The organism is Burkholderia sp. Cy-637, from assembly GCF_011753175.1.
GTDB lineage: Bacteria > Pseudomonadota > Gammaproteobacteria > Burkholderiales > Burkholderiaceae > Burkholderia > Burkholderia gladioli.
In genome coordinates, this window is the sequence record NZ_VWWC01000017.1 from 1 (window position 1) to 12,290 (window position 12,290).

Annotated in this window: 10 protein-coding genes; 8 read left to right on the forward strand and 2 right to left on the reverse strand. The window is 67.1% G+C overall.

Annotation, left to right across the window (positions count from 1 at the left end; all coding sequences use genetic code 11):
* Positions 1 to 977: MFS transporter (locus tag F3J10_RS07630; RefSeq protein WP_167241803.1), on the forward strand; the 977-nt coding region annotated here is incomplete at its 5' end.
* 55 nt (positions 978 to 1,032) lie between these two features.
* Positions 1,033 to 1,500 carry a YaiI/YqxD family protein gene (locus F3J10_RS07635; protein WP_046575117.1) on the forward strand — a complete coding sequence of 156 codons (468 nt, stop codon included), beginning with the start codon at positions 1,033 to 1,035 and terminating at the stop codon, positions 1,498 to 1,500.
* An 11-nt stretch (positions 1,501 to 1,511) separates the two neighbouring features.
* Here F3J10_RS07635 and F3J10_RS07640 read toward each other — a convergent pair whose 3' ends face one another.
* On the reverse strand, positions 1,512 to 2,057 hold the full coding sequence (locus tag F3J10_RS07640; protein ID WP_060000217.1) for a recombinase family protein: 546 nt from the start codon (positions 2,055 to 2,057) through the stop codon (positions 1,512 to 1,514).
* Between the two features lie 642 nt (positions 2,058 to 2,699).
* Here F3J10_RS07640 and F3J10_RS07645 point away from each other — a divergent pair.
* Together F3J10_RS07645 and F3J10_RS07650 are read left to right on the forward strand one after the other, a co-directional pair.
* The gene (locus tag F3J10_RS07645) at positions 2,700 to 8,513 is read left to right on the forward strand and encodes a YadA-like family protein (protein ID WP_167241804.1); all 5,814 of its coding nucleotides are present in this window, start codon (positions 2,700 to 2,702) and stop codon (positions 8,511 to 8,513) included.
* 82 nt (positions 8,514 to 8,595) lie between these two features.
* Positions 8,596 to 9,390: an OmpA family protein gene (locus F3J10_RS07650; RefSeq protein WP_167241805.1), complete on the forward strand. Its 795-nt coding sequence runs from the start codon at positions 8,596 to 8,598 to the stop codon at positions 9,388 to 9,390.
* Positions 9,391 to 9,475: 85 nt separating this feature from the next.
* Here F3J10_RS07650 and F3J10_RS07655 read toward each other — a convergent pair whose 3' ends face one another.
* Positions 9,476 to 10,237, reverse strand: a complete 762-nt coding sequence (locus F3J10_RS07655; protein WP_167241806.1) for a hypothetical protein — start codon at positions 10,235 to 10,237, stop codon at positions 9,476 to 9,478.
* A gap of 196 nt (positions 10,238 to 10,433) precedes the next feature.
* Between F3J10_RS07655 and F3J10_RS07660 the strand changes: the two genes are divergently transcribed.
* From F3J10_RS07660 to F3J10_RS07670, 4 genes are read left to right on the forward strand one after another with little or no spacing between them, the layout of a single operon-like run.
* On the forward strand, positions 10,434 to 10,850 hold the full coding sequence (locus tag F3J10_RS07660; protein WP_167241807.1) for a PAAR domain-containing protein: 417 nt from the start codon (positions 10,434 to 10,436) through the stop codon (positions 10,848 to 10,850).
* Positions 10,799 to 11,356, forward strand: a complete 558-nt coding sequence (locus F3J10_RS07665) for a DUF4123 domain-containing protein (RefSeq protein WP_205200200.1) — start codon at positions 10,799 to 10,801, stop codon at positions 11,354 to 11,356. Before F3J10_RS07660 ends, F3J10_RS07665 begins: the two co-directional genes overlap by 52 nt.
* A complete protein-coding gene (locus F3J10_RS36215; protein WP_240155456.1) occupies positions 11,340 to 11,798 on the forward strand; it encodes a hypothetical protein in 459 nt (152 codons plus the stop codon). Before F3J10_RS07665 ends, F3J10_RS36215 begins: the two co-directional genes overlap by 17 nt.
* Positions 11,695 to 12,285: a restriction endonuclease fold toxin 5 domain-containing protein gene (locus F3J10_RS07670; RefSeq protein WP_240155458.1), complete on the forward strand. Its 591-nt coding sequence runs from the start codon at positions 11,695 to 11,697 to the stop codon at positions 12,283 to 12,285. Before F3J10_RS36215 ends, F3J10_RS07670 begins: the two co-directional genes overlap by 104 nt.
* Positions 12,286 to 12,290: the final 5 nt, after the last annotated feature.

A 12,290-nucleotide genomic window follows, 5' to 3' on the forward strand; every position in this document is an offset into this window, starting at 1 on the left:
TCAGCATCTGGGCCGGCACCGCGGCGCTCGCGCTCGGCGCGGGCCCGCTGGTGGGCGGCCTGCTGGTCGATCGTTTCGGATGGCAAAGCATCTTCCTGATCAACGTGCCGGTCGGCATCGTCGGGATCTGGCTGACGCTGGCGCATGCGCCGGAAACGCCGCGCCACGCGGCGCGGCGGCTGGACCTGGCGGGGCAGGCGCTGGCGATCGTCGCGCTGGCGGCGCTGACCTACGCGGTGATCGCCGCGGGCCGCGCGGGCTGGGGCAGCGCGGAGGTGCTGGGGACCTTCGCGCTCGCGCTGCTGGCCGCGCTCGCGTTCGTGACGGTGGAGCGGCGTCACCCGCAGCCGCTCCTGCCGATGACGCTGTTCCGGATTCCCGTCGTCAACGTCAGCGCCCTGACGGGGCTGTCGCTGAACTTCGGCTATTACGGCCTGATGTTCGCGATGAGCCTGTACTTCCAGAACGTGCGCCACGACACGCCGCTGCAGGCCGGGCTGGCCTTCCTGCCGATGACGGCCCTGGTGGCGGTGGCCAACATCGTGTCCGGCTCGCTGACCGCGCGCTTCGGGTATCGCCTGCCGATGCTCGCCGGCCAGGTGCTCGCCGCGGCCGGTTACCTGGCGCTGATGCTGCTGCATCGCGACAGCGGCACGCTCGCGGTGTCGCTGCCGTTGCTGGCGGTCGGCGTCGGCGTCGCGCTGGCGGTGCCGTCGATCAATACCGCCTTGCTGGCCCACGTCGAGCCGGCCACGATCGGCATCGCCTCGGGCTTGCTGAATACCGCGCGCCAGGTTGGCGGCGTGTTGGGCGTGGGGCTGTTCGGGGCGCTGGCGGGGGCCGCCTCGCGCGACATGGTCGGCGGGCTGCACGCGGCCGTCGCGATGGCCGCCGCGGCGAGCCTGGCGAGCGTCGCGCTCGGCCTGTTCGGGCTGAAGACGACGGCACGGCCGGCGGTCTGCACCGAATCGGCCTGAGGCCGGGGCCGCGCTCGCAGTAAACTGGCGGTTTTCCTCCCTTCGGAATCCTGTCATGCAGATGCTCGTCGACGCCGACGCCTGCCCGGTCGTCGTCAAGGAGATGCTGTTTCGTGCCGCGCAGCGCCTCGAAATCAGCCTCACCCTGGTCGCCAACCAGTTCCTGCGCACGCCGCCCTCGCGCTTCATCAAGGCCCTGCAGGTGCCGGCCGGCTTCGACGTGGCCGACCAGCGCATCGTCGAGCTGGCCGAGGCCGGCGACCTGATCATCACGGCCGACATCCCGCTGGCCGCCGCCGCGCTCGACAAGGGCGCGCAGGTGCTCGACCCGCGCGGCAACTGGTTCAGCCGCGAGAACATCCAGGAGCGCCTGACCATGCGCGACGTGATGGACCAGTTGCGCAGCTCGGGCGTCGAGACGGGCGGGCCGCCGCCCTATTCCGCGCAGGACAGCAAGGCCTTCGCGCGGCAACTGGATCGCTTCCTGGCCAAGCATGGGCCGGCGCCCGGCGCGAAGGGCTGACGGCCAGCGTATCAGGCCTTCATGATTCGTTTCACCGTCCTCGGGTGGACGTCGAACAGGGACGCCACCTCCGCCACCGATTTTTCCTGCAGCAACTCCAGCGCCAGCCGCCGCTGGGCGGAATCGAGCGCGGGCTTCCTGCCCAGCAGGCTGCCGCGCGCACGCGCCGCCGCCATCCCGGCGCGAGTCCGCTCGCTGATCAGGTTCCTCTCGAACTGCGCCAGCGCCGCCATCATGTGAAAGACCAGCAAACCGCTGGACGACTTGGTATTGATCGATTCCGTCAGCGATTCGAACTGGATGCCGCGCTGCTCGAGATCGGCGACCAGATCGATCAGCTTGCCCAGGGATCGGCCAAGACGATCCAGGCGCCAGACCATCAGGCAATCGCCGGGCGCCAGGTTGCCCAGGGCGGTCTCGAGTCCGGGCCGCGAGAATTTGGCGCCGGATATCCCTTGGTCCATGAATATCTCGTGACAGCCGGCCTTCCGGAGCGCATCGACCTGCAACCCCAGATGCTGTTCCTCGGTTGAAACCCGGGCGTATCCGATCAGCATTCCGTGGCTCCCATAACAAGCGTCCGATGCCGGGCTTCCGGAGACGTGGCGCGAGCAGCCTTGATTCCGGTGGAATCCCGGCGAGCAAAGGCCGGGAGATGCTTCGTATTTTCCAAAATATCCTCGTGGAAAGGATGCCAGTGATCGATGCTGAAACGGTGACTCGTCTTATATCGCTCGACGCGATTTGATCGCGACAAAGCTTCAGGCATTGTCAACTGTGTCAAGTTGTGCAAATTCTACTGGACAAAATGGTTCCTTTTTGTCCGCCCGCTTTCACGTCCCGCCCACCTTTGCCCAGCCTGCCCTCGCTCGTCCTTACAGAAGCTTTCCTCCAATTTGGAACAAAGGAACGTTTTTGTCCGCCCGCTTGCGATCGCTCCCGCCCCGCCCCTTCGCCCGTAAAGGCGTCGCGGTGTCAGGTCGAGCCGTTTCTGGCGGGAATGAACACGCTTCATCCCTGCCTCGAATAACGATACGCGAAGTCGAATTGATGCCGGATCAATTTCGATAAAAATTCGCCGAGAAATACACGCATTTCATTTGCTTTATTTCGATAAATTCATCGAAAAATTTACATAAATCGAATCATTTTCTGTTGGATTTTCAATCCTGCTGCGTGATATCGGGTGAGGTGACTACGTGAATAAATCCTATCGGACCATCTGGAACGACGCGCTCGGCGCCTGGGTGGCGGCTTCCGAGCTCGATGCCGCCCGCGGCAAGCCGAGCCGGCCGGGCACGAAAAAACGCGGTGCCCTGGCCGCCCTGGCGCTGGCGAGTGCCGCGGTCCTGGTGCCTTGGTCCGCCCACGCGTCGGTGTTCTATACCGACGGCGGCGTGGTCTGCAATGCGTCGACAGGCGCCCAGACCTTCACCGGGGCCGACGGTACCTCCTTGACCGCCACCCTGACCGACGGCAGCGGCTTCTTCAGCTCGGTGGCCGGCTGCGGCGCGAACGCCAACAACGTCCTCGCCGCCACCTTGTTCGGCGCGGGTACCCGCGTGAGCGGCGACTACGGCACGGCACTGGGCTTCATGAGCCAGGCGGCCGGCCTGGCCACGGCCGTCGGCGTGCAGGCGAACGCGACCGGTTCGACCTCGGTCGCGATCGGCTACAACACGGTGGCCAGCGCGCAGAACGCCGTGGCGGTGGGCGGCGTGGCGAACGGCGGCAAGACGACTGCTTCGGGGCAGTTCGCGACCGCTGTCGGCGCGGCGGCCGCGGCCACCGGGCTCGAGTCCATCGCAGTCGGCACCAACTCGAGCGCCGCGAGCAACCAGGACCAGGCGGTAGGGACGGCCGCCAGCGCCCAGGGCACGGGCACCGGGCTGATCTTCCAGAAAAGCAATCCCTCCAATACCAGCAACTTCGTCGGCCTCGATCCACTGGATCTCGCGGTCGCGCCGGGCGCCGCCACCGCCATGGGTTCCGCGGCACATGCGAAAGGCGCCTCGACATCGGCCTTCGGCGACAACGCCAATGCCCTGGTGGCAGGCGCCACGGCGCTGGGCGGCCTGACCACGGCCTCCGCCACCAATGCCACGGCAGTCGGCATGCGCAGCACCGCCAGCGCCGCGAACGCGGTGGCGATCGGCCAGAACGCGAACGCCTCGGGGGCCAACGCGCTGGTGGCCGGCAATAACGCCGCGGCATCGGGCGCGAGCGCCGTGGCGATGGGCGACGGCGCGAATGCCAATGCGGCCGGCGCGGTCGCGATCGGTCAGAGCGCGGTGGCCACCGGCGGCAAGGCCGTGTCGGTCGGCGTGGGCAATACGGCCAATGGCAACGGGGCAGTCGCGATTGGCGATCCCAATACGGCCACCGGCACCGGCGCGGTGGCGATGGGCGCGAACAACACGGCAACCGGCCAGGGAGCGGTGTCGCTCGGCAATGCCAATGTCGCGACGGGCAACGGTTCGCTGGCCTTGGGCAACACCTCGACCGCGAGTGCCGCGGGTTCGGTCGCGTTCGGCTCCGGCGCGGTGGCGAACAATGCCGGCGACGTGGCGCTGGGCTCGGGCTCGGCGAGCGCGGCGCCCAATCCGACCGCGACCGGCACGGTGGGCGGCGTGACCTACAACTACGCGGGCACCACGCCCACCAGCGTGGTCAGCGTCGGGGTACAGGGCGCCGAGCGCCAAGTCACCAACGTCGCGGCGGGACGTGTCACCGGCACGAGCACCGATGCGATCAACGGCTCGCAGCTGTTCGCCACCAACACCGCCATCAACAGCCTGTCGACCTCGACCTCCACCGGCCTGTCCACCGCGTCCAGTTCGCTCGTCTCGCTGTCCACCTCCACCTCGACGGGGATCGGCTCCCTGTCCACCGGTTTGTCGTCGACCAACAGCAGTGTCGTCTCCCTGTCGAGCGGCTTGTCGAGTGGCCTGTCGACCGCAACCAGTTCGATCGCCTCGCTGTCGACGTCCACCTCCACCGCGGTCAACGCGGCGAAGACGCATTACTACAGCGTCAACGACAACGGCACGCAGCAGGCGAACTTCAACAACGACGGCGCGACCGGCATCAACGCGCTGGCCGCCGGCACCAACGCCACCGCGGCGGGGGCAAGCGCGGTGGCGGTGGGCGATGGCGCGCAAGGCGCCGGCGCGAACGCCGTTGCGATTGGCCAAGGTGCGATCGCGAGCAATGCCGGGGCGGTTGCGCTCGGCGCCGGATCGACAACCGCCGCCTCCAATCCGACGGCCAGCGGCACGGTGGGCGGCACGAGCTACAACTATGCGGGAACGACGCCCGCCAGCGTGGTGAGCGTCGGCGCGCAGGGTACCGAGCGCCAGATCACAAACGTCGCGGCGGGACGTGTCACGGCAGCGAGCACCGACGCCATCAACGGCTCGCAACTGTTCGCCACCAACACCGCGATCGACAGCCTGTCGACTTCGACCGCGACCGGCATCGGCTCCTTGTCGACGGGCTTGTCGAGCACCAACAGCAACGTGACATCACTGTCGACCGGGCTTTCCGGGGCCACGAGTTCGATCGCCTCCCTGTCGAGTTCGACCAGCACGAGCGTGGCATCCCTGTCCACCGGCCTGACGACGACCAACAGCAATGTGGCGTCGCTGTCGACGTCGACCTCCACCGCCGTCAATGCAGCGAAGACGCACTACTACAGCGTCAACGACAACGGCACACAGCAGGCGAACTACAACAACGACGGCGCGACCGGCATCAACGCACTGGCCGCCGGCGTCAACGCGACCGCGGCGGGGGCGAGCGCGGTGGCCGTGGGCAATGGCGCGCAAGGCACCGGCGCGAACGCCGTGGCCATCGGCCAGGGGGCCATCGCGAGCAACGCGGGCGACGTGGCGCTGGGCGCCGGCGCGACCACCGCCGCCCCCAATCCGACGGCCAGCGGCACGGTGGGCGGCACGAGCTACAACTACGCGGGCACGACACCGGCGAGCGTGGTGAGCGTCGGCGCGCCGGGCGCCGAACGCCAGATCACGAACCTGGCGGCGGGGCGCGTCACGGCGGCCAGCACCGATGCCATCAACGGCTCGCAACTGTTCGCCACCAACACGGCCGTGAATACCTTGTCGACGTCGACGTCCACCGGCATCGGCTCCTTGTCGACGGGCCTGTCGACCACCAACAGCAACGTCGCGTCCTTGTCGACCTCGCTTTCGACCTCGGTGAACGGCGCGAAGACGCACTATTTCAGCGTCAACGACAACGGCACGCAGCAAGCGAACTTCAACAACGACGGCGCGAGCGGCATCGACGCGCTGGCCGTCGGCGTCAATGCAACGGCAGCCGGAGCCAGCGCGGTAGCCATGGGCAATGGTGCCAATGCCGGCGCGGCGAACTCGCTCGCGCTCGGTACGAACGCGGTGGCCAGCAACGCCGGCGCCGTCGCGCTGGGCTCGGGCTCGGTGACCGCGGCCCCGCACACGGGTGCCTTCGACCTGAGCGGCGGTACCGCCGCCGCAACGGCGCCGGCCTCGGTCGTGTCGGTCGGCGCCGCGGGCGCGGAGCGGCAGATCCAGAACGTTGCCGCCGGCGTGGTGTCCGCCTCGTCCACGGATGCCGTGAACGGCTCGCAGTTGTTCTCGGTCGCCTCAGCCGGCAACGCAACCGGCTCGACCCTCGCCTCGGCGCTGGGCGGCGGCGCGACCTATACGCCGGGCGCCGGCGTATCGGCACCGAGCTACACCGTGCAGGGCAACACCTACCACAACGTCGGCGATGCGCTCGGCGGCCTCGACACCAGCCTGACCAATGTCGAGAACACCATCGGCGGCGCCGTCAACGGCGGCGGCATCAAGTACTTCCACGCGAATTCGACCCTGGCCGACAGCCTGGCGGCCGGTACCGACAGCGTGGCCATCGGGCCTCAGGCGACCTCGACCGGCACCTCGTCGCTCGCCATCGGCGCAGGCGCCCAGGCGAGCCGCGCGGGCGACGTCGCGCTGGGCGCCGGCTCGACGACCGCCGCGCCGCATACCGGCAGCTTCGACCTGACCGGCGGCACCGCCGCCGCGACGGCGCCGGTTTCAGTCGTGTCGGTCGGCGCAGCCGGGGCGGAGCGGCAGGTCCAGAACGTCGCCGCCGGCGTGGTGTCGGCTTCGTCCACGGATGCCGTGAACGGCTCGCAGTTGTTCTCGGTCGCCTCGGCCGGCAACGCAACCGGCTCGACCCTCGCCTCGGCACTCGGCGGCGGCGCGACCTATACGCCGGGCGCCGGCATCTCGGCACCGAGCTACACCGTGCAGGGCAACACCTACAACAACGTCGGCGCGGCGCTCGGCGGGCTCGACAGCAACCTGACCAATGTCGAGAACACCGTCGGCGGAGTGATCAACGGCGGCGGCATCAAGTACTTCCACGCCAACTCCACGCTCGCCGACAGCCAGGCCACCGGCACCAACAGCATCGCGGTCGGCCCGCTGGCCGTCGCGACGGGCGCCAGCAGCCTCGCCGCCGGCAACGGTGCCCAGTCGCAAGCCGACAACTCGACGAGCCTGGGCGCGCAATCGAGCGTGACGATCGCCAACGGCGTCGCGCTCGGCGCCGGCTCCGTGTCGGATCGCACGGTGGCCTCGTCCTCGGGCTCGATCACCGCCGGCAGCGCGGCGATCCCGTTCAACACCTCCGACCGGACGCTGCTCGGCGCGGTCTCGGTGGGCAACGCGACCACCAATACCTATCGCCAGATCATCAACGTCGCGGACGGCACGCAGGCGCAGGACGCCGTCACGCTGCGCCAGTTGAGCGGCGCGATTCAGTCGGTCGCCGTCACCTCGACGGCCTACTTCCACGCGAACTCGACCGCGCCGGATTCGCTGGCGGTGGGCAACCAGTCGATCGCGGTGGGCCCGACCACGGTGGTCAACGGCGACAACGGCGTGGGGATCGGCAACGGGGCGGTGGTCGACGCGACGGCGCCGGGCGGCGTCGCGATCGGCGAGAAGGCCGAATCGGCCCAGGCGGACGCGCTGGCGCTGGGCAGCGGCGCGACCGCCGGCGGCGCGCAGTCGATCGCGCAGGGCGCGAACGCGCTGGCCACCAGCGCCGCCGCCGTCGCCCTCGGCTCCGGCGCGCAGAGCACCGCGCTCAATGCCGTGGCGCTGGGCGCCGGCGCGCAGTCCACCTTCGCCAACAGCGTGGCCCTGGGCGCGGGATCGGTCACCACGGTGGGCGCGCTCAGCAACTACATCGGCTACGGCCTCGCCTCGCCGCAATCCTCGGTGGGCGAAGTCAACATCGGCAATCGCCAGATCACCGGCCTGGCAGCCGGCGTGGCCGGCACCGACGCCGTCAACGTCAGCCAGTTGCAGGCGGTGAACCAGCAGTTGCTCACCCTGATCAACAACAACGGCGGCTTCCCGTCCACACCGGGATCGACCACGCCGCCTTCGTCGTCGGGTTCGAACTCCTCGGCGGGCGGCAATGGCGCGGTCGCCTCCGGTGCCAGCAGCACCGCCGTGGGCAACGGCTCGACGGCTTCGGCCGCCAACTCGACGGCGATCGGCGCCGGCGCGGTATCGACCGGCACCAACTCGGCGGCGATCGGCTCGGGCAGCACCGACGAAGGGCGCTCGAACGTCGTGTCGGTGGGCGCGCCGGATTCGCCGCGGCAGGTCAGCAACGTGGCGGCAGGCACGGCGCCTACCGACGCGGTCAACGTCCAGCAGTTGAATTCGGCGGTGTCCCAGGCCAACAGCTACACGGACAGCCAGATTCAGGGCCTGCGCCGCGATGCCGACGCCGGCACGGCGGCCGCGATGGCCGTGGCCGGGCTGCCGCAACCGTCGGGACCGGGCAAGAGCATGGTGGCGATCGCGGGCAGCCTCTATCGAGGCCAGTCGGGGCAGGCGATCGGGATCTCGACGATCTCCGAGAACAACCACTGGATCTACAAGGCCGCCGTCACGACCAACACCCGCAGCTTCTACGGCGCCGTGGTGGGCGCGGGGTATCAATGGTGATCGACAGCCGGTGACTCGACCGACATGGCGGGGCCGGCGCACACGGCCCCGCCAACCTCTCACATGAAAAGCGATCCTCATCATGAACATTCGATCGACCGCGGTTTTCCTCCTGGGCCTCGCGGCAGCCATGACCCTGGCCGGCTGCGCGGCGCCGCATCAACCGCCGCGCTTTCCTGACGGCCAATCCGCTTCGCCGGCGGGCGGCACCTTCGTCAATCTCGAGAACCTGCGCAATGTCGGCGCCGGTTTGAACAAGGACCAGGTCGTCGACCTGATCGGGCCACCGCACTTCAATGAATGGTTCGTGGGCAATCGCGTCTGGAACTACCTGTTCGCGTTCCGGCGCGACGGCAAGACCCGCGCCTGCCAGTTCCAGGTGCAGTTCGACGAGCACATGAAGGTCGCCGGCACCTATTGGCGCGAGGCTTCGTGCGCGGATTTCCTGCGGACGTCCCCGGCCGCGACGGTCCAGCCCGACGACCAAGCCGTGACGATCGAGAGCTTCTCGCTCGAAACGGATGCGCTGTTCGCGTTCGGGAAATCGGATCTCGCCTCGCTGCTGCCGGCCGGCAAGGTGGAGCTGGATCGCGTCATCGATCGCATCAGGCAACACGATGCCGTGTCGGAAATCGACGTGGTCGGGCATACCGACCGGATCGGCTCCGCCGCGTACAACCAGCAACTGTCGCGGGATCGCGCGGATACGATTCGCGGCTACATGGCGTCTCGCGGGATCGACGCGGCGCTGATACGCGCGACGGGCGTCGGCCCGGACCAGCCCGTCACCCACTGTCCCGACGGAGAAAGTGCGGCCGTGATCGCCTGCCTGCAACCCGACCGGCGCGTCTCGGTTACGGTGAAAGGCCGGCATTGAAGCATGCTGCCCGCTCGCGCCGCTTCACCTCGGGCGGGTCATTGCCAAGCGGCGGCGCCGATCCGGGCCGTCTTCCGCGGAACGCTCAGGGCTCGACCGCCACCTCGCGGTCGTCGCCCATGCCGTGATAACCGCCCTCGAAGATGATGGTCACGTGGCGCGGATTGTCAGCAGCATAAACGTTGGAATAGATCGACGTCGCCACCGTGCCCGCGCCGCATTCCAGCTTCAATTCCTTGTCGGTCTGCCCGCTTCGGATATTGACGAGGCGCAGGCGCGCCATCGACAGCGGACACGCGCTGGACGATTCGTAGATACCCAGCAGCAGGTGCTTGCCGGTGTGATGCCACATCGGGATCTCGACCGTGCCCGATACGCTGGGTGTCTTGTCGGAATGGGTATCGTCGAGCGTGCCGACCTGCTGCAACGCGATCGGCAGGACGTGCTTGCCGTCGCGCCACTCGCCGGCAGCGCCGTTGTCGTTCGGCGTCAGTGAAATCGGGCAAGGGACGGGATGCGCCGGCGAGGCTGCGGGAACCTTGGGCGAATCGCCGAAGGATGCCGGTGCCACGGCTTCGCATAACAGCATGCTGCCGTCGGCCTGGCGCTTGCCCTGCAAGGGGATGGGGAGGCGATGGGCGTCGTAGTAGTAGCTGCCGTCGACCTGCGATCGGCGAGGCTCGTCGTGGTTCAGTTCGGCGTAGGTCTGCAGCGATAGATGGATCGGCAGGCTGCCGATCGTGCCGGTGTAGTTCCGCACTTCGTACCAGCCGCCGGCATGGGCGGTGGACGCGGCCAGCGAGGCTGCGCAGAGGATGGCGTGGAGGAGATGGCGGAAGGGTTTCATCGGCTATCCGTGATTACGCACGATCGGGCGTCGTGTGGATTGTCGGTGATTTGAGCGGCAGAGTGAAACGATTCTTCATGATCGACCGGCGCCCGTTTCCGAAATAAGAGATGCACCGAGCATGATCGCCGACAGATTCTCTCCGGGGTGATGGAGGTACATTCCGTACCCGAGCACCGAGCAAAGGGAGGATCAATTGGATAGACGAGCGATCATTTGCGCTGGCGACACGACAACGCATGGCGGCTGCGTCCTCGAGGGCGAGCCGTCCGTGACCATCCAGGGAAAACCTGTCGCCGGCGTCGGACACAAGGTAAGTTGTCCGCAATGCCAAGGTGTTTTCCCGATACGTCCTATACAACGCCGATATCCCCACAGAATCCACGGGCGAGATACCGCCGTCGAGGGAATGCGAACCGCATGCGGCGCCGTCCTGATTGCCTCGCAGTCGACCAACACGATCGACGATGACGGCGAGGCTGATGCGTACATCGATGGGCACGACAACATCGTTGCCGCTGCGGCAGCCTTCCCGTCTTCGCCTCCGACGCTGTGCAAGGCATGCATGACGACAGCGGCAAGGAACGCGACGACGATGATCGTTCGGGGCTGATCATGTCACCGAGCATCGAAGCCTATTTCGCCAGACGCCGGCAACACACGGTGCCGGTGCGGCTGTATGCGCTGTTCGACGGCGTGCTCTATCAAGACCGGAACGGCACTGTCCCTGACAGAACGGCGGCGTGCCTCGCCTTGCTCGACGATACGCCCGACGAATCGGTGGCCAATGCCGGCCCCTGGCTGGTCGATTGCGAAGCGACATCCATGTCGGTGAGCACAGCGCTTTCGTCCTTGGCGGCCAGTTCGTTTGGCGTGTCCTGGCTGATCAGCGCGTATCCGATGACGGCATTGGCGGATCATCTTCGGGCGAATCTGGATGTCGAGTTGCCCGATGGTCAGCTTGCGCTGCTTCGTTTCCATGACGCTCGGCTCATGCCATCGATTGCCTCGGTGATGACTCCCGTGCAGCGACTTGCATTCTTCGTGACGGTATTCGACTGGCTCGTTGAATGCGATGGCCATCTGATCGAGATAACACGCAATGCTCACCCTATCTAGCGAGCAATTCGCGGCAATGGCACGTATCGATGCGAAAAATTACATCGAACGCATCCGGCATGCACTCGTCACGGAAAACGCTCCGTTGGCTGCGGATCACACGCGGTCAGACCGGCTATGGCGCGCGTATATCGCGGCGCAGGAAATCGGCATCTCGACGGATGAAAACGTCGCGGCATTCCTTCGCCTCGAGGCGTTTTCACCTGGCTTCTATCAGAAACCGGCGACACGACGCTGGCTAAAGCGGCCGGGCCGCCATCCAGACGAGCGCTTTCATGACTACCTGCGCGTGATCAGGTGGCATATCAATCACCCCGACTACCTCCGAGGAAATCACAATGGCCGGCATGGCAGTACCTCTCATCGAAGGCGCCGCAATGGAATTTGGGCCGCTCTTGATGCGTATTGGCGCGGCGCTGTTGGGCGGAGCAGGAACCGCTAGCCTGTCCGGCGACGCAGCGGACGACGATATCGAGGCAAGGGCATCGGCACATGCTGTCCCGCGCACGGCAGAGCGTTGCGAACGCTGTCCACCCGAGTCCGGCTTGGCTGTCAAACGCTTCCACTCGATGAACGCGGCACCGCGCGAATACCAGGGGCGCATTACCAGGCGGCCTTATAGCGTTGCCGAAGGCTGGAGCGAGGAGTGGGCGTGGCTGAATATCGACTTCGACGGCTTCGTGCCGGGTCAATGCTTGTTGCAGGAAGCGAAGGGCAACTACGATCAGTTTCTCGATGGCTCTATCCCTACGGCCTATAAATTCTTCAAGGGATTCGAATCGATGGAGGCAGCAGCGGAGAAACAGGCCAGCCTTGTTCGTGCCAAGCCGCCAACCCGCCTGATGTGGTATTTCCAGACACCTCTAACACAGAGTCGCATGATGCTCACCTTGCGGCACCTTGGCATACCGTCAATCGTCCACCCTTGAGGCAG